Genomic DNA, 16,159 nt, shown 5'->3' with positions numbered 1-16,159 from the left:
TAGCTTGTTTTTGCGATGCCTGACATTTGCCATGGATGAGGTCGCGCCATTGCAGTAAGAATGACACGATGGGATGCAGCGACCTCTGGTGGGGCGAACGCGAATGAATCTCCAAGCGGTGACCGCGTCGGCGTGGGGAATCCTTCGGTATCGGGAGCCGCAATCGGCCGTGCGCCAACGGTGTGGACTTTTTTTGGTCGCATTCCTCTATGGCCTCCTCGCCGTGGCCACGGCGTCTCTGCTGTTTCCCGGCGCCATGGGCATCGTGGCCGTCTTTCTCCACTCGCTTTCGCTGTTGGCGGCCTTCGATTGGATCTTGGAAAAAAATGGCGACGATATCTGGCGGCGTCGGATCCATCCGGCGCACGCGAACCTCGACATGACGCTGTCGTTGTTGGTCCTCTTCTCGGGGGCGTTGTGTGTTTATTTTACCATCGCTCTCCTGATGCCGGCGGTGTTGGGCGCGCGTCTGTTTGCCACGCAGCTGGAGGGCGCCGTGGTCCAGCTCGCGCAGATGCACTTTGCGCATTTTGGCCCCATCCTGGCGCACAATCTCGTGGCGCTGCTGACCTTCCTCTTCTTTGCCCTCCTCTATCGCGCGGGCGCGGTGTTTGCCGTGGTCTGGAATGCGTCGGTCTGGGGCGCCATCTTTGGGGTGACCACGACTCAGGCGTCAGTGGCGGGTGAAACCACACTCATGACGGCCAGCAAGCTGCTCTGTTGCACGATGCCGCATCTGGTGGCGGAGGCCGTGGCCTATATCCTCTCCGCGATGGCGGGGATGTTCCTGTCGAAGGCGATGCTGAAATATCGCTGGTCTGACGCGAAGTTCTACCAAGTGCTGCGTGCATGCACTGTGATCCTCCTGCTGGCGCTTGGTACGCTCTTGCTGGCGGCCTGCTTAGAGAGTCAAGTGGCGCCGTGGTTGGTGCGGCGGCTCTTCACCACGATCCCCTCGCCATAAACGGGGTCGGTTCACCGCGCAGACTTTGCAGCGGACCGTGGATCGGGTATCCTATTCGTACCATGAAGAAATCGCTCTTTGCTTTTTGGGCCTTGATCCTGCTCGGTGGCGTGGCGGTCTTGCTGCGGGGCGCGGGTGTCGATTTCCAGCATGTGCAACACTCGCTGGCCCGCATGACCGGCTATGCCTCTGGCTGGCCACCCCCCGATCTCAGACAGGAGGAAGAGGCCGCGGCGGCGAGCTTTCCGCTGCGCCGAGAAATTTTTGCACTGTTGGCAGTACGCACGGACGATGCCGACGGCACTGCGTATCGGGCCGGGCGAGCGGCCCTGATGCAGCGGGCCTCGGACCACTGTTGCGAGGCCGTGATCGCGCAGATTCGTACTATCTTGGCGACAGAACCCTCCACGCAGGACGATGAAAGTTTGGCGGAACAGTGGCGGAGTGCGCGCACGATGGCGATGAGTGTGCTCGTCCAATTGCCGGACGAGGAGATGGTCGTGACGTTGAAAGAGACGATCGAACAACTGCCGATTGTCACGTCTGACTATTTCGAGCATCCGCAAGACTATCTGAATGTCTTGGCCCTTAAGCGGCAAGCAGTGCGCGCCATGGCCCGTATCGAGCCGTTATATCTGCCCGAGCTCTTGGCCCGAGTGGATCTCGTCGGCCTCAATGAGGATGTCCGGTCGGCCTTGATCGAGTCGTATATCGGTGCGGAATCGCACACGCCCTTAGCGGCGATTGACGACCTCCGGGCGGTCGTTGCGCCGGAACGTCAGCAGCTGTTGGACGAATACGAGACACACTATCGCAAAGAGTAATGGGGGACGACCATGAGAGGTCACGAGTGCCAGCGGGGCTTCACCCTGATCGAACTGATGATTGTGGTTGCCCTGATCGCAATCATCTCCGCCATCGCCATCCCCAATCTCCTGCGGGCCCGGATCGCCGCCAACGAAGGGTCCGCGATCGGCAGCATGAGATCCATTGTGACGGCGCAGAGCCTGCACAAGGATGAATATGGCGGATACGGGGATAGCCTAGCGAATCTGAGCGCCGATGGGTCGATCGATGATCTCCTGGGGTCCGGGGAAAAAGCGGACTACGTATTCGACGTCTCAACCGCGGAAGAAGGTTCGAAGTGGATCACCACCGCCGCCCCACGACGATGCGGCGAGAGTGGCGAGCGCTCTTTTTACGTCAATGAGTCGGGGATCATTCGGCAAACCATGTGTCCGGCGCTGGCCAATTCGACGTCGGCAGTGCTGAGCGAAGCGGATGCCGGCAACGATATGACGGCAGGGGCATCGGTCGACGATGACAGCTTCAGTCGCAAGTTCTCGACCCGGTTGATGGCGCTGCTCCCCAGTGAACATCGTCAGAAGGCCGCAGCGATCCTGAAATCGTTGCGCAGCGCGACTTTCGGACAGCTCGTCCTGACTCGTTTGGACACGGATCGGGATGGCGTGCTCAGTCGCGCGGAGATCCTCGACGCCGACCTCCTTGCGTTAGCGCGAGAACTGAGTCGCGGCCTGCAGAAACGGAATGGCGTAGCGATTGCCGTGTCGCATGACGATGCGCTGATCGAACAAGCGATTCGGGCCGCACAGCATCAGTTGGTCTATATGATGGACGACCCGGTGAAGCCCCCTCCGATCGATCCTGCAGACCCCGCACCGCATGCCAAGACGAAGGACGCTGCGGCGAGCAAGGCGGGCTCCCGTGGTTTGTCGGTCGAGCAACTGGATCGCTTCAAGCAGCGCTTGGAACAAACCTTCGCCCCCGCTCGTACCAGCCACTAGTCACGATCTACCCGTCACCTCTTCCTAGCCACTGTCCCCGTGTTGATGATCATTCCCATCGTAAGGCCAACTTTTTGTGGGAGACGGCACAATCCCGTAGATACAGATTGATGAGATGTTGATACGACATGCCCAGCGTGGTTGCCAACGTCTTGAAATAAGAAACCGTGTTTTTATCCAAACGAATCGTGATCGGCTGCTTCAAATCTTTGCTATACGGGTTTCGGATGCCTTTCATCGTGGAGAAATCATAATGAGTGCGCATACATTTATCTCCTGTAGGCCGTGCGTTCCTGTTGGTCGGCCTTGCGAGCCGAAATGATCCGAATCGTCGTTTCGCTCGTGCGATAGCAGTGACAGACGACCAACACCCGCAATTGATAACTGAGTCCCAACATAATGAAGCGATCTTCATCTGCGGAATGATCCGGGTCAAAATAACGGATGGCCTGTTCATCGAGAAACACCGTTCGTGCCTCTTCGAATGAGACGCGGTGTTTGCGCATATTCTCTCGATTTTTCCGTTCATCCCACTCGAAACATATCGAGCTCATATTTACAGTGTACGTATAATTTATTTGCCGTCAATTGATATTATCGTGTTGGCCCTGCGGCGGGTTATGCTACACGGCGCGCCGGGAGGGTGGTATGGCGACGATTACGACGACCGATCAGGTGTTGTTGCGGACGCGTGCCAATCCGGGTGCGCTGTTGGATTTGTGGTTTTTGCATGGTTTCGGCGAATCGGGACTTTCGTTCCGCGAGGTCTTCGGGTCGCCGCTGGCGCAGCGCTGCAACCTGTTCGCCCCCGACTTTCCCGGATTTGGCGTCTCTCCATTCGTGGAAGGGGCCGCGACGATCGACGGCTCGGTGCGGGTGTTGGGGCGGTTACTCGCAGTCCATTCGCCACAGCGGCCGGTGGTGCTGCTCGGACATTCGCTCGGCGGCATCGTCGCCACTCGCGCGGCGGTAGTATGGCCGCAGCAAGTGCGCGCGGTCGTCAGCATCGAAGGGAATTTGACCCGTGCCGATACGTTCGGCACCGGCCAGACGATCGGCGTGACCGATGCCGCAGCCTTTCACCGCACCTATGTGGCCGCGATGGCGGCGCAGGCGAACGGCGACGAAGCCTTGCTTCGTTACGTCGCCAGCCTCCGCTTCGCCGATCCGCGCGCGCTGCTGTCGTGGGGTCAGAGTTGTTACGAGGCCACCGGCGTACAAACCAGTGGCGAGGCGTATGCCGCGCTCGCGTGTCCCAAGCTGTATCTCTGGGGCGACGGCAACACGCCCGCGCAGACGCGCCAATTCATCCACGACTTCCAGCTCGTCAATCATCTGTTCCCCGGCGCCGGCCACTGGCCAATGATCGACCAACCCGAGGCCTGTTACCGCGTGATCGCCGAATTTGTCGTGAATCTCCAGTAATCCATGCCTCGCTGCACCCCTTGATTTTTCGTCTGTTATCTATGTCGCCTGCCAGACGGAGCAAACTATTCGTTGATTTTATTGATGTTTTTAAGATTCTGAGGCAGGGGTTGGGGATAGAGGGCGCGGCGGCGGCGCGATTCTAGCGCATCCTGGTGAGTCTGGTCGGGGCTAGAATAGGCCGGAAAGTCGCATAATTGAGATCAACCAGCTCGCCAGCCCGATGCTTAAACCTCCGGCCCAGGCCCATTGTGCCGACGGGACATTGAAAGCGGCCCACCCTGCCAACCCGATCGGCACCAACGGTCCAAGCAGATGCGCGCGAAACGCGGCCGCCCACGCGCCGTGGCTCAAATGACACCAACTGGTGGTGAGGCCGCACGCCGGGCACGGCCAACCGGTTAACCAGTGTAGCGGACACGGAGGCAACCCGAATTGTTCGTGCGTCCCGATCCCGGTCGGCGACGGTGTCAGTCGACTCACGAGCAGCCATGCGCAGAAAATCCCCGCGCCACACCACAGTAGTCGTTTGATTCGGATCGTCACGTCGTCTCCAGTGTGTGACATTTTTTCTAAACCGGTGACGAAAATTTTGACACCCCATTTGTTGATCCGTATAATCGCGTCGAAATTTTCACACTGCGTTCCCAAGGGGGATTTATGACGACTCGATGCCGTTTCTTTTCATTCGCGATTCTGGCCGCGTTGCTGGCCGGCTGCGGTGCGACGCCGATGCGGCGTGGCGTGGGCGAAGTGTGGCGCGACGAAAAGATCAAGACCGCGCTGCATTGGCGAATGGCGCGGGATAAACAGGTCAACGGGAGTGGTGTGAATGTGGATGTCTATCGCGGCGTCGTGGCGCTCGGCGGGCGGGTCGCCAATGACGGCGAGCGGCAGCGGGCGGAAGCATTGGCGCGCCGGACTCGTGGCGTGGTGAAGGTCGAAAATCATCTCGCCGTGATGGACGCCGGCGATCCGCGCTTTATGGTCGCGAACCGTAAGGCCGTGGCGCCGTCGGCCGCCACGCCGAAGATCGCGGCTCCTGTTATCGTCCGCACGCCGAAGGCCCCGACCGCGTCGCCATCGCTCGGTTCGGAAGAACCCGAGTATGCCGACCTGGCTCCGGAGCCGAAGGCGGTCTCCACCAAAGCAGTGGCAAAAAATCTCCCAACCGCGAGTCCCACAGCCACCAAACCAACAGTTGCAACCGTGCCGAAACCGGCCAAGCCGAGTGCCGCTGCGACCGCGACGAAACCGGTCATAGATCCGAATAAGGGCACGGCCACGCGCTATTTGGACGCCGGGGCCATTCCGCCGGCGCGGCAAGTGCATGCCAAACCACAATCAGTTGCCGATCCGTCGCCGGCATGGATGGCAAGCCGCGCAAACGCGGCGCCGAAGTCCACTGCGGCGCCGCGCGCAACCACGACGGGCATCCCGGTCCCGAAGGCCGTGCCGGCCCCGGAACGGGTAGTCGCGCCCAGCACCCCGGATGGGGACCAAAATGACCTCGCCCGCGAGGCTGCCGAGGAGCTGAAGAAGCTCAAAGCGATGCCTTGACCTCCGCTCCCCCCGCGTGTTAGCGCCACGCCTCATAATTCAGGAGGAGTAAGGGCGGCGGAACGTTAGTGGAGCCGTGGCCCGCGGTAGTGATGACCGCAACGCGACGAGCAGGAGCGTTGCGCACCACAAACAGTTGTGCACCAAGGAGCTTTAAATGCGTCGATTGTTCATGCTGGCGGTGATGAGTGGTTTATGGCTGGGCGCTGTGTCTGCGACCCACGCCGATTCGAATTATATCCATACCAATCGACGGCTCGATTACGTCAAGCTCGAAGCGCTCGATGCCAAAGATCAAGCGGCCTTGCAGCCGACCCACCCGGCCGTCGTGGCGGTCGACAAGATGCGGGAAATGCTGACCTCGCTGCAAATGACTCGGCGCTCGTTGATTAAGAATAAATTGACCGATCTGCGAATCTTCGATGACACGGCGGTCGACTATTTGTCGGCGTATCTCGCGGAAGGGTTACGGCGCGCGACGCCGCAACAGGCCGTGTATTTTTCTTACCTGCACGGCGATCCGAAGCGTGTGTTCGGCAACGATCGTTTTTCGACCGGGCGCGTATGGATGCAGGGGACGGAGCTGCACGTCGAATTTCAGAAATTATTCGCCAAAGTCGTCGGCGATCTCGACAAGCGCGGCTATGCCGACAAGGCGTTGGCGCGGGCGAAGAGTTTGCGGATTACGCTTCAAGCGGGTCCCGGCCAGGTATTGGGTGCCAGCAACGCGGCGGAAGTGATCCTCGACACGAAGGCCACCTATGTGGCGAGCGGCAACGAGCAACACCGTCAGCCGGAATCCATGACCGAGCGGCTGGAAGAAATCGAGAAACTGTACAAGCGGAAATTGCTGAATGAGAGCGAGTATCGCGCGAAACGGCAAGCCGTGTTGAACGGATTATAAAATTTCCAAACGTTTCGGATAGCGGGCCAACAAGTCCGCGCCGCTCGGCGTGACTACGACGACATCCTCGATCCGGACGCCGCCGATCCCTTCATAATACAACCCTGGTTCGACCGTCACGACGTGTCCCGTACGGAGTCGGCACGGGAGCCGATTGATCCGCAACGGCTCTTCGTGCACCGCATAGCCGAGTCCGTGCCCGGTCCCGTGGATGAACCCTTGGCGGCGCCCGTTCATTTCCTTCGTGGCATAGCCCGCCGCTTCAAACCGCTTCACGATGTCGCCGTGCACGCGTTGCCCGTTCACCCCGGCGCGCACTTGGCGCAGCGCTGCGACTTGCGCGGTTTTCACCGTAGAATAGAGCTGCTTCAATGCGTCCGGCGCCGTGCCGCGACAAAACGTGCGTGTCGCGTCGCCGAAGAAGCGTGTTGTGAGGGAGCGCGGATAAATGTCGACGATGATGGCTTGATGGGGACGCAACGGTCCACTGCCGTGGTTATGCGGTTCAATCGTGTGGGGACCGCACGCAATTATCATCCCTTCCGGACAGGAAAATCCTTGGTGAGACAAGAACGTGCTCAATTCGGCTCGCATCCGTTCGCTCGTGAGCGGCTTTCCTTGCCACACCAGTTGATTGCGATCGATTATGCTGTCGCGCAGCATTTGTTCTGCGAGGGACATTGCGGCGAACGTGGCTCGCTGTGCGATTTTCATTGCCCGCAATTCTCCAGGGGTCTTAAAAAATCGCTGTGGGTAAAACGGCAGCGCCGCGACGTCGATCCGGAGGCCGACGGTACGCAGTGCATCGACGACTCCGACGCTCATCGTTTCCGGCACTAAGAGCCGCTTAATGCGATGCGCATGACAAAACACCTGGACGATCCCGGCACGTCCTCCCAGCCGTCGCGCAGCGCGGCGTACACCATTTTTTGCCTCGACAACTGTCGAGATGGAAAGGACCTCGTCGACGGTAGCTTCTTGACGTGCCCGATCCAATTCCAAGTCGCTGAGCAGGAGATATTTGCGCCGTCGATGTTCAAGGAAGATCACCGGATCTCCCGCAGAAAAATGGCAGGCATAAAATAAATCCGGATCGTGATTTGGACTGTCGACAATCAGCCGTGCGGTGTGATCCATAAAAACTCGAATGTGGTTGTCAGGATGCGGTCGGCTTTATATATGGACGGCGAGGTCCTGTCCAGCACGGTACTACATACCACATCCTAAACCGAAGCGAGGCACGCTATGCCGATCGATATCTCCGAGTTCGCGAATGAACCCGCAACGAATTTCAACGAGCCGGCGAGTGCGCAAACGATGCGCGATGCGCTCGTGCAGGCGCAGCGAGAATTCGGCAAAGAGTATCCGCTGTTGATCGGCGGCGAGCCGATCAAAACGGGGCAGAAAATTCGTTCGCTGAATCCGTCGAATCCGAAAGACGTCGTGGGCATCGTGCAGCGCGCGACCGTGGCTCATGCGGAACAGGCGTTGGCGGCGGCGACGGTGGCCTTCGGCGACGAACGCGACGGCCCCGGATGGCGCTGGACACCGGCGGAAGTGCGCGCCAAGTATGCGTTGCGCGCCGCCGCGGCGATGCGACGGCGGCGTTGTGAACTCAATGCGTGGTTGATTCTCGAAGCGGGAAAATCGTGGAACGAGGCCGACGGAGACGTCGCTGAGGCGATCGATTTTTGCGAATTCTACGCGCGCGAGGCGCTGCGCTACGACGGCGCGCAACCCGTGGGTCGTGTGCCGGGCGAAAAAACCGAACTCTTTTATCTTCCGCTCGGCGTCGGCGTTGTCATTCCGCCATGGAATTTTCCATTCGCGATCCTGACCGGCATGACGGTCGCGGCGTGGGTCACCGGCAATACGGTCGTGCTGAAACCCTCGTCAGAGACGCCGATCATCGCGGTGAAATTCATGGAAGTCATGGACGAGATCGGGTTGCCGCCGGGTGTGGTCAATTTAGTTACCGGTCCCGGCTGTGAAGTGGGCGATCACTTAGTGGCCGATCCGCGGACGCGATTTGTCGCGTTCACTGGCTCCCGCGAAGTGGGACTGCACGTCGTGGAGCAGGCCGCCGTGCATCGGCCGGGACAACGCTGGATCAAACGCGTGATCGCCGAGATGGGCGGGAAAAATGCGACCATCATTGACGATGAGTCCGATCTCGACGCCGCCGTCGACGGTGTCGCACTCGCGGCGTACGGATTTCAGGGCCAGAAATGTTCCGCCTGTTCGCGGGCGATTGTGGCGGCGTCGGTGCACGATCGATTCGTGGAACGGCTGGCCGCGCGAATTCAGGAAATTACGGTCGGGCCCGTCTCCGACATGCGGCACTGGATGGGGCCGGTGATCAGCGAACGGCAGCTCAAGTCGGTCCAGAAATATATCGACATCGGTCGTGGCGAAGGGCGCGTGGTCTGCGGTGGCAAACGCATCTCCACCGATGGCTTCTTTTTGGAGCCGACGCTTGTTGCCGATGTCGAGCCGAAAGCGCGGATTGCGCAGGAAGAAATTTTCGGTCCGGTCTGTGCGGTGTTGAAGGCGAACAGTTTCGAGGAAGCGCTGCAGATTGCGAATGGAACCGAGTATGGATTGACCGGAGCCGTGTTCTCCAACAATCGGCAACATTTGGAGCGAGCGCGGCGGGAATTTTTTGTCGGCAACTTGTATCTCAATCGCAAGTCCAGCGGGGCGCTGGTGAGTGGCCATCCATTCGGTGGATTTAATATGTCGGGGACCGACTCGAAGGCCGGCGGACGTGATTATTTATCCCATTTTCTGCAGGCGAAGAGCGTCGCGGAGAGACTGTAAATACGCACGGACGAACGCACGAAAGGACGAATGCACGAAACATATGCGTCTGTTATATCCCCTGGCAAAACGGTTTATTGCGGGACAGCGGTTGGAAGAAGCGTTGCCGCACGTCAGCGCGTTGGCGGCGCGAGGGTTTCGTACGACGCTGGATCTGTTGGGCGAGAGTGTCAGTGACCGACGCATGGCCGCCGTGGCGCTGGATGGCTATCTCCAGCTGATCGAGACGCTGCACACTTGCGGACTCGAATGCAATATTTCCGTGAAACTGACGCAGCTCGGGCTCGATATCGATCGCGAGCTGGCGGGGACCCACTTGATGCGGCTCGTGAATGCCGTGGCGGGCGTGCACGGATTTCTACGCGTCGACATGGAGGGTTCGGCCTATACGCAAGCGACGCTGGATCTTGTGGTCGCGGCGCATCGCAGCTATCCGGGTGTCGGCACGGTGTTGCAAGCGATGCTCTACCGGTCCGAAGCCGATGTGGAAACGTTGTGCCGAGAGCGTGTCCCGATTCGTTTAGTGAAAGGGGCCTACAAAGAGCCGCCGGCGTTGGCATTCCAGCGGAAAGAAGAAGTGGATCATCATTATGTGCTGTTGATGGAACGACTATTCAAAATGGCGGAACATCCGGCGATTGCGACGCATGATGAACGGATTGTGGCCCATGCGCTGCGACTAGTGACCGAGTTGGGAGTCTCCCGCACGGCCTTTGAATTTCAAATGTTGTATGGCATCGCGCGGCAGCGGCAAGACCAGTTGCTCCACGACGGATGGCCGGTGCGCATTTACGTTCCCTACGGCAACGCGTGGTTCGCGTACGTGGTGCGGCGCCTGCGCGAACGCAAAGAGAATTTGTGGTTCGTCGCGAAACACTTATTTCACAAATAATGGTGTTACGCGTTGGCGGTTGCAAATGCGCTGAGATCGCTGCCCAGCTCTTCTCTGCCGATGAACACGACTTCACATGCGGTGGTGGCTTGCGCCGTGGCGGGATAACTCACATCGGTCTGTAATTGCACAAATCCAAGCACGGCCGGTGCCGTTACATAGGTCCGCTGTTGATTGCGGCCGCGTAAGATGACTTCGCCGTGGAGCAACAGCCAGAGCCCCATCGGTCGGTGGTCGAGATAAAAGAGCACTTGTCCGGGCCGATATTGCGCGACCGGCCGCTCGCCTCGCATTTGGATGATTTGCTCGCTACTCACAGGCATGTGGCACATAGGCCCACCATAAGCAGAAGCTGTGCCGTGGGCCATGACCTTGGTCAGCTGATATAGATGGTATTGCTCAGACTTCAATGTGGGCGATGCGGCGGAGCGGCTTGGGGTCGGTGATCGTAATGTGCCGACCGTCGAGCTTAATGAACTTCCGGGACTTGAATTCCGAGAGGAGACGGATGACGGTTTCTTGGGTGGTCCCGATCATCTCGGCCATTTCTTCCCGCGACAACGCCAACGTGATTTCCGTGCCTTCGCCGCCGTTCTGCTTGCCATACGTTTCCCGCAACAGCAGCAGCAGTTCTGCCAGACGTTCCCGCACCGGTTTTTGTGCGATGCCAGTCATGCGGTCTTCCGCTTGGCGCAACTCTTGCGACAATTTGCGGATCATCTTCATTGCCAAATTCGGCTCTTGCGAGAGTAGCGGGATGAAAATCGATTTTTCGATAAAGCAGACGGTGGCGTCTTCCATCGCCTCCGCAGTCGCGGAATAGGGTTCATCCGCGAACAGCGAGCGATAGCCCAGCAGATCGCCGGGGCCGGCGAGCCGCACGATTTGCAGCCGTCCGCCGTGTCCCGTTTTGTACAATTTGACGCGACCGGCGTAGATGCAATAGACGCCGAACGCGCGATTGCCTTCATAGAATAAGATTTGCCCGGCCTTATAGGTATTGGTCGTGTGTTGGGCGCACTGCTCTACGCCGGATGAGCTAATATCGCTGAAGAAGCCCATCATCCGTGAAGCACATTGTCGACAGTCAAGGGGATGCATGACGTTCCGCGCATAGCATATTGCGGTATCACCGCAAAGGAATTCGCACTGCTGATTGAACCGTGCCACGGCATCCGCAAAAGGGCGTTGATCAATCTCACCGCATCATATGATCGTTGTCAGACAGAGTGGTGCCATGAGATTTGATTGGGATCGGGATTGACTCGACGTCAGAGTTATAGCAGAAGCGCGCGCATCTGATCACAACCTTTAAGGAGAATTTATGCCGACGACTACCCCACAGTATCTACAAGAAGTCGAACAGTATAGCGCCCATAACTATCATCCATTGCCGGTCGTGTTGGCGAAGGGCGAGGGATGTTGGGTCTGGGATGTGGAAGGAAAAAAGTATTGTGACATGTTGTCCGCCTATTCCGCGCTGAATCAGGGACATCGGCATCCGAAGATTATCGCGGCGCTCGTGGAACAAGCGGAAAAGCTCACGCTCACGTCACGCGCCTTTCACAATGATCAAATGGGACCGTTCCTGCGGGAATTGTGCGAGACCACCGGCTTTGAAAATGCGCTGCTGATGAACAGCGGCGCGGAGGCCGTGGAGACGGCGTTAAAAGCGGCGCGGCGTTGGGGATATCGAGTCAAAGGGGTCCCGGCTGATCGGGCCGAGATCATCTGTTGCCAGAACAATTTCCACGGACGGACGATCAGTGTGATCAGTTTTTCCACGGAAGCGGCCTATCGCGAAGGCTTCGGCCCGTTTACGCCTGGATTTACGATCGTTCCCTACGGCGACGCGGAAGCGATTGCGCGGGCGATCACGCCCCATACCGTCGCGGTGTTGGTGGAGCCGATCCAAGGTGAAGGTGGCGTGATCATTCCGCCGGCGGGATATCTGCAAGCCCTCCGCGCGTTGTGTACGCAGCATCAAGTGCTCTTCATGGCCGACGAAATTCAGACCGGACTCGGTCGCACCGGACGGCTCTTCGCGTGCGAACACGACGGAGTGCGGCCCGACCTCGTGATTATCGGCAAGGCGTTGAGTGGCGGATGTTACCCCGTGTCAGCCGTCGTGGCGAGTCGCGCGATCATGGACGCGGCCTTTGAACCGGGGAACCACGGTTCGACGTTTGGCGGCAATCCATTGGCGTGCGCGATCGGGCGGGCCGCGTTGGGTGTGATTCGGGACGAACGCTTATCGGAACGCGCGGCGGAACTGGGGACGTATTTCCTCGGTGAGTTGAAGAAAATTCAGGCGGCCTGCGTGGAAACGGTGCGCGGGCGCGGATTGCTGATCGGCGTGGAAATTAAAAAGAGTTACGGCAAGGCGCGTCCGTATTGCGAACGACTCTTTGCGGATGGGATTCTGGCGAAAGAAACCCACGACCAAGTGATCCGTTTCGCGCCGCCGCTGGTGATCGACCGCGAGACGATCGATTGGGCGTTGCCGAAGATCGCCAAAATTCTGCAGTGATTCTCGTGACGGGTGCTACCGGATTTCTGGGCTCGGCCTTAGTACGGCGACTGTGCGCCGACGGGCAGCCCGTCCGTATCTTGCGGCGTGCCGCGGCGCCAATGGACGCGCTGTGCGGTGCACCGGTTGAAGAAGTGATCGGCGATTTGACCGATGCGGCAGCGGTTGATCGTGCGGTGGCGGGGTGTGCAACCGTTTTCCATTCCGCTGCGCTCATTCAATATTGGGATGACCGCAACGCGGAGCAAAATGCCACTAACATCGAGGGGACACGACATGTCGTCGCGGCCTGTGTGCGGCACGGGGTGCGGCGATTAGTGCATGTCAGCTCCGTGGCGGCGGTCGGCTATGCCCCCGATGGCGTTCCGGTCGATGAGACGTGTCCGTACAATGCGGGACCGTTGCGCAACAATTACGCCGAATCGAAGCGGGCGGCGGAAGAGATCGTGCGTGCCGCTGTGGCCAATGGCCTCGATGCGGTGATGGTCAATCCGGGCACGATTTATGGCCCGGGGGATCGGCGGCGTGCGGCGTATGTGCGTGGGCTGGTCAGTTGGGTCAGTGCGCCGGGCGGGATGTCGGTCGTCGATGTGGATGACGTGGTCGAAGGCATGCTGCGGGCTTGGCAACGGGGGCGGTCCGGCGAGCGTTACATTCTAACGGCGGAAAATCTCCCGTATCGTGCGGTCGGCCGGATTTTCGCGCAATGCCTCGGACGGCGCGGTCCGTTCGTCACGTTGCCTGGGTGGCTGATTCGCCTCGGGGCTGGAGCGATCGCCGTCGTGGCGCGTGTGTTCGGCCGTCGCCCGACGCTGACGCCCGTGATGGCGCGCGCGGCGACGGCGTATTTTTATTATTCCAACACCAAGGCCTGCCGCGAGCTGGGGATGGTCTTTCGCCCGTTTCCCGAGACCGCGCAGCGAACCGTCGCGTGGTTGCAGCAAATGGGACTGTGCCGAATCATATGTTGACATGTGTGTATGATATGTAATTATATACACACATGGAGGTGGTATGGCAAAGGTGCGCAAACAGTTTATTCTCGAGGCCGCGAAGATTCGCCAAGTGCGGCGGATTCTCCAAGTTGACACGGATACCGCTGCGGTGGAGGCGGCCTTGAACCTGGTGATCGCGAATGCCGCGATTGCGGATGGGCATCGGCGGATTATGGGGCGGTGTCGACTCGAGGATATGGACCAGAGTACGCAGCGTGGCTAAAGTCCTGTTGGATACATCGGTCTATATCCCGTGGCTGCGGAATGGCACCGCGCCTCTCCCATTGCTCCAATCCCCAAACGCCATCTTGTACTTGAGTGCAGTTGTGCTTCAAGAACTCCTCGCAGGCGCCGTTGACCGGCGGACGACGCAACTGCTCGATGCGCTGCATGAAACGTTTGCAGAGCACGAGCGTGTCGTGGTGCCCAACGAACAGGAATGGATCCGCTGTGGCAAGGTATTGGCCGCGATTGGGATGCAGCACGGTTTCGAAACGATCCGCAAGGTGCGGCTTGTGAACGATGTACTCATTGCCCTGAGCGCGGCCCGTCTTGGATCCGAATTATGGACTGCGAACCATCGCGATTTCCGTCTCATTGCCGAGCATGTGCCGTGTCGGATCCTCGAAGTGTGAGACGAGTGGTTACGGCGTCAGGCGGTGCAGCATGCGGGGGAAGGGGATGGTTTCGCGGACGTGGGGGGTGCCGCAGAGCCAGCCGACAATCCGCTCCAGGCCGTAACCGAAGCCGCTGTGCGGGACGCTCCCGTAGCGGCGCAAGTCGAGATACCATTGGAACGGCTCGATCGAGAGTCCGTGTTCCACGATGCGGGTGCGGAGCGTGTCGAAGTCGTCTTCGCGTTGCGAGCCGCCGATGATTTCGCCGAAACCTTCCGGAGCCAGCAGATCGGCGCACAGCGCGCGGGTTGGGTCTTGCGGATCGCGCTTCATATAAAACGCTTTGACATGGGCGGGATATTTTTCCACGAAGATCGGTTTGTCGAATTGATTCGAAAGCAACGTTTCGTCGTCGCCGCCGAGGTCGTCGTTCGGTTGGATGTCGGAGCCGAGCGTGCGGAGTTTGTCGATCGCGGCGGCGTGTGTGATCCGATAAAACGGTGGTGTGACCCGCGCCAATGCATCCGTATTGCGCTCGAGCAACGCCAACTCGGTTGGATGTTTGATTAAGACGGCTTGGACGATGGCGCTGACCAGTTGTTCTTGAATGGCCAAATTTTCGTCGTGCTCCACGAAGGCCGCTTCGGCGTCCATCATCCAAAACTCAGTGAGGTGGCGCCGCGTCTTGCTCTTCTCCGCGCGGAAGACCGGGCCGAAGTCGAAGGCTCGCCCGTGTGCAAAGATCGCGGCTTCGAGATAGAGCTGGCCCGACTGAGCCAGATAGGCCTTGCCGAGGTCGAAGTAGGGCACTTCAAAGAGCGTCGTGGTCCCTTCGCAGGCCGTGGGGGTGAAGATCGGGGTGTCGATCTTGATGAACCCTTGGGCGTGGAGGTGGTCGAACGTGGCTTGGATGACGGTGTCGCGGATGCGCTGGATCGCCCATTGTTTGCGGGAGCGGAGCCAGAGATGGCGTTGGTCGAGCAGAAAATCAGGGCCGTGTTCTTTTTTGCCGATCGGATATTCGGCGGCGCGATGCACGACGTGGGCGGCGGTGCCTTGCAGTTCATACTCCTCACGGCGCGGATGTTTGGAGACGGTGCCGGTGCAGGTCAGGGAGGATTCGAGCGGCAAGGTGTCGATGGCCTGCCAGGTCTCGGCGGGCAAGGTCTCGGCGTTGTACACGACTTGGGTAAAGCCGGAGCCGTCGCGTAGTTGGAGGAAGAGGATTTTTCCGGAAGAGCGTTTGTTGTAGGCCCAGCCACGGAGGGTGACGGTTTGTCCGAGATGGGCGGGGAGTTGGGAGGCGAAGATGGTGGCGTTCATGCGCCGCCGATAGCGGGTTCGCGGGGGAAGTGCAAGGGGTTGTGGTGCATTGCGGTGCTTGCGTTCGGGGGGCCGGGAGGGCGTACCGGGGGCCGCAGGGTACGCGGTCGACTCGCCATCGAGGCGAGTCGCCGCTCGCCCTCGCCGATTTTGTCATTAGATTTCGCAAGGAGAAATCGGCTCCGAGAGCCCCTGCGGCCCCCGGTACGCCCTCCCGGCCGTTGCTCAACCGGGCCCGGGTTCTCCGTTTGGTTGCGTCGAATATGGGGTTGTCAGGGATACAACTTTATGCGAACAAAGCACTGGCGTTTCTGAAGGTCGGGC

19 protein-coding genes are annotated in these 16,159 nt (G+C 59.5%); 12 read left to right on the top strand and 7 right to left on the bottom strand.

The window, feature by feature from the left end:
• The first annotated feature begins 73 nt into the window (after positions 1–73).
• From HY696_06660 to HY696_06650, 3 genes are all read left to right on the top strand, one after another.
• Positions 74–964, top strand: coding sequence for a stage II sporulation protein M (locus tag HY696_06660; protein MBI4238085.1), 891 nt, complete (start codon positions 74–76; stop codon positions 962–964).
• Between the two features lie 62 nt (positions 965–1,026).
• Positions 1,027–1,788, top strand: a complete 762-nt coding sequence (locus HY696_06655) for a hypothetical protein (protein MBI4238084.1) — start codon at positions 1,027–1,029, stop codon at positions 1,786–1,788.
• Positions 1,789–1,800: 12 nt separating this feature from the next.
• Positions 1,801–2,769 carry a prepilin-type N-terminal cleavage/methylation domain-containing protein gene (locus tag HY696_06650; protein ID MBI4238083.1) on the top strand — a complete coding sequence of 323 codons (969 nt, stop codon included), beginning with the start codon at positions 1,801–1,803 and terminating at the stop codon, positions 2,767–2,769.
• 49 nt (positions 2,770–2,818) lie between these two features.
• On the opposite strand, the gene HY696_06645 is transcribed toward HY696_06650, so the two are convergent.
• The gene (locus tag HY696_06645) at positions 2,819–3,034 is read right to left on the bottom strand and encodes a BrnA antitoxin family protein (protein MBI4238082.1); all 216 of its coding nucleotides are present in this window, start codon (positions 3,032–3,034) and stop codon (positions 2,819–2,821) included.
• A 4-nt stretch (positions 3,035–3,038) separates the two neighbouring features.
• Positions 3,039–3,323: a BrnT family toxin gene (locus HY696_06640; GenBank protein ID MBI4238081.1), complete on the bottom strand. Its 285-nt coding sequence runs from the start codon at positions 3,321–3,323 to the stop codon at positions 3,039–3,041.
• 94 nt (positions 3,324–3,417) lie between these two features.
• Here HY696_06640 and HY696_06635 point away from each other — a divergent pair, with 94 nt between their 5' ends.
• Positions 3,418–4,194 carry an alpha/beta hydrolase gene (locus HY696_06635; protein ID MBI4238080.1) on the top strand — a complete coding sequence of 259 codons (777 nt, stop codon included), beginning with the start codon at positions 3,418–3,420 and terminating at the stop codon, positions 4,192–4,194.
• Between the two features lie 171 nt (positions 4,195–4,365).
• On the opposite strand, the gene HY696_06630 is transcribed toward HY696_06635, so the two are convergent.
• Complete coding sequence (locus HY696_06630; protein ID MBI4238079.1) at positions 4,366–4,761, bottom strand: DUF2752 domain-containing protein; 396 nt, start codon at positions 4,759–4,761, stop codon at positions 4,366–4,368.
• Positions 4,762–4,854: 93 nt separating this feature from the next.
• Here HY696_06630 and HY696_06625 point away from each other — a divergent pair, with 93 nt between their 5' ends.
• Together HY696_06625 and HY696_06620 are read left to right on the top strand one after the other, a co-directional pair.
• Positions 4,855–5,754: a BON domain-containing protein gene (locus HY696_06625; GenBank protein ID MBI4238078.1), complete on the top strand. Its 900-nt coding sequence runs from the start codon at positions 4,855–4,857 to the stop codon at positions 5,752–5,754.
• Between the two features lie 157 nt (positions 5,755–5,911).
• Positions 5,912–6,658 carry a hypothetical protein gene (locus HY696_06620; protein ID MBI4238077.1) on the top strand — a complete coding sequence of 249 codons (747 nt, stop codon included), beginning with the start codon at positions 5,912–5,914 and terminating at the stop codon, positions 6,656–6,658.
• Here the strand turns inward: HY696_06620 and HY696_06615 are convergent.
• Entirely contained in the window at positions 6,653–7,795 is a 1,143-nt protein-coding gene (locus HY696_06615; GenBank protein ID MBI4238076.1) for an aminopeptidase P family protein, read from the bottom strand. The two genes, HY696_06620 and HY696_06615, sit on opposite strands and share 6 nt — an antisense overlap.
• A 108-nt stretch (positions 7,796–7,903) precedes the next feature.
• On the opposite strand from HY696_06615, the gene pruA reads away from it, so the two are divergent.
• Together pruA and HY696_06605 are read left to right on the top strand one after the other, a co-directional pair.
• Positions 7,904–9,478, top strand: coding sequence for an L-glutamate gamma-semialdehyde dehydrogenase (pruA, locus tag HY696_06610; protein MBI4238075.1), 1,575 nt, complete (start codon positions 7,904–7,906; stop codon positions 9,476–9,478).
• A 43-nt stretch (positions 9,479–9,521) separates the two neighbouring features.
• Positions 9,522–10,370, top strand: coding sequence for a proline dehydrogenase family protein (locus tag HY696_06605; GenBank protein ID MBI4238074.1), 849 nt, complete (start codon positions 9,522–9,524; stop codon positions 10,368–10,370).
• Between the two features lie 5 nt (positions 10,371–10,375).
• Here HY696_06605 and HY696_06600 read toward each other — a convergent pair whose 3' ends face one another.
• Positions 10,376–10,702 (bottom strand): cyclic nucleotide-binding domain-containing protein, encoded by a 327-nt coding sequence (locus HY696_06600; protein MBI4238073.1) that lies wholly within the window; start codon positions 10,700–10,702, stop codon positions 10,376–10,378.
• A gap of 67 nt (positions 10,703–10,769) precedes the next feature.
• Positions 10,770–11,435: a Crp/Fnr family transcriptional regulator gene (locus tag HY696_06595; GenBank protein ID MBI4238072.1), complete on the bottom strand. Its 666-nt coding sequence runs from the start codon at positions 11,433–11,435 to the stop codon at positions 10,770–10,772.
• Between the two features lie 259 nt (positions 11,436–11,694).
• On the opposite strand from HY696_06595, the gene rocD reads away from it, so the two are divergent.
• Genes rocD through HY696_06575 form a run of 4 tightly spaced genes read left to right on the top strand, consistent with a single transcriptional unit; the run spans position 11,695 to position 14,530 of the window.
• Positions 11,695–12,900, top strand: coding sequence for an ornithine--oxo-acid transaminase (rocD, locus tag HY696_06590; GenBank protein MBI4238071.1), 1,206 nt, complete (start codon positions 11,695–11,697; stop codon positions 12,898–12,900).
• A gap of 5 nt (positions 12,901–12,905) precedes the next feature.
• Positions 12,906–13,871 carry an NAD-dependent epimerase/dehydratase family protein gene (locus tag HY696_06585; protein ID MBI4238070.1) on the top strand — a complete coding sequence of 322 codons (966 nt, stop codon included), beginning with the start codon at positions 12,906–12,908 and terminating at the stop codon, positions 13,869–13,871.
• A 43-nt stretch (positions 13,872–13,914) separates the two neighbouring features.
• Positions 13,915–14,118: a hypothetical protein gene (locus tag HY696_06580; protein ID MBI4238069.1), complete on the top strand. Its 204-nt coding sequence runs from the start codon at positions 13,915–13,917 to the stop codon at positions 14,116–14,118.
• Positions 14,111–14,530, top strand: coding sequence for a type II toxin-antitoxin system VapC family toxin (locus HY696_06575; GenBank protein MBI4238068.1), 420 nt, complete (start codon positions 14,111–14,113; stop codon positions 14,528–14,530). The genes HY696_06580 and HY696_06575 overlap by 8 nt, the downstream gene beginning before the upstream one ends.
• Positions 14,531–14,539: 9 nt before the next feature.
• On the opposite strand, the gene asnS is transcribed toward HY696_06575, so the two are convergent.
• Positions 14,540–15,835, bottom strand: coding sequence for an asparagine--tRNA ligase (asnS, locus tag HY696_06570; protein ID MBI4238067.1), 1,296 nt, complete (start codon positions 15,833–15,835; stop codon positions 14,540–14,542).
• Positions 15,836–16,159 lie beyond the last annotated feature (324 nt).

Source organism: Deltaproteobacteria bacterium (assembly GCA_016210045.1).
GTDB lineage: Bacteria > UBA10199 > UBA10199.
Note: the sequence above shows the minus strand (reverse complement) of the source record. Positions and strands in the feature narration are given on the sequence as shown.

Coding starts and splice junctions, on each gene's coding strand:
- HY696_06660 (MBI4238085.1), top strand. CDS start 74: ATGCAGCGACCTCTGGTGGGGCGAACGCGAATGAATCTCCAAGCGGTG.
- HY696_06655 (MBI4238084.1), top strand. CDS start 1,027: ATGAAGAAATCGCTCTTTGCTTTTTGGGCCTTGATCCTGCTCGGTGGC.
- HY696_06650 (MBI4238083.1), top strand. CDS start 1,801: ATGAGAGGTCACGAGTGCCAGCGGGGCTTCACCCTGATCGAACTGATG.
- HY696_06645 (MBI4238082.1), bottom strand. CDS start 3,034: ATGCGCACTCATTATGATTTCTCCACGATGAAAGGCATCCGAAACCCG.
- HY696_06640 (MBI4238081.1), bottom strand. CDS start 3,323: ATGAGCTCGATATGTTTCGAGTGGGATGAACGGAAAAATCGAGAGAAT.
- HY696_06635 (MBI4238080.1), top strand. CDS start 3,418: ATGGCGACGATTACGACGACCGATCAGGTGTTGTTGCGGACGCGTGCC.
- HY696_06630 (MBI4238079.1), bottom strand. CDS start 4,761: ATGTCACACACTGGAGACGACGTGACGATCCGAATCAAACGACTACTG.
- HY696_06625 (MBI4238078.1), top strand. CDS start 4,855: ATGACGACTCGATGCCGTTTCTTTTCATTCGCGATTCTGGCCGCGTTG.
- HY696_06620 (MBI4238077.1), top strand. CDS start 5,912: ATGCGTCGATTGTTCATGCTGGCGGTGATGAGTGGTTTATGGCTGGGC.
- HY696_06615 (MBI4238076.1), bottom strand. CDS start 7,795: ATGGATCACACCGCACGGCTGATTGTCGACAGTCCAAATCACGATCCG.
- pruA (MBI4238075.1), top strand. CDS start 7,904: ATGCCGATCGATATCTCCGAGTTCGCGAATGAACCCGCAACGAATTTC.
- HY696_06605 (MBI4238074.1), top strand. CDS start 9,522: ATGCGTCTGTTATATCCCCTGGCAAAACGGTTTATTGCGGGACAGCGG.
- HY696_06600 (MBI4238073.1), bottom strand. CDS start 10,702: ATGTGCCACATGCCTGTGAGTAGCGAGCAAATCATCCAAATGCGAGGC.
- HY696_06595 (MBI4238072.1), bottom strand. CDS start 11,435: ATGATGGGCTTCTTCAGCGATATTAGCTCATCCGGCGTAGAGCAGTGC.
- rocD (MBI4238071.1), top strand. CDS start 11,695: ATGCCGACGACTACCCCACAGTATCTACAAGAAGTCGAACAGTATAGC.
- HY696_06580 (MBI4238069.1), top strand. CDS start 13,915: ATGGCAAAGGTGCGCAAACAGTTTATTCTCGAGGCCGCGAAGATTCGC.
- asnS (MBI4238067.1), bottom strand. CDS start 15,835: ATGAACGCCACCATCTTCGCCTCCCAACTCCCCGCCCATCTCGGACAA.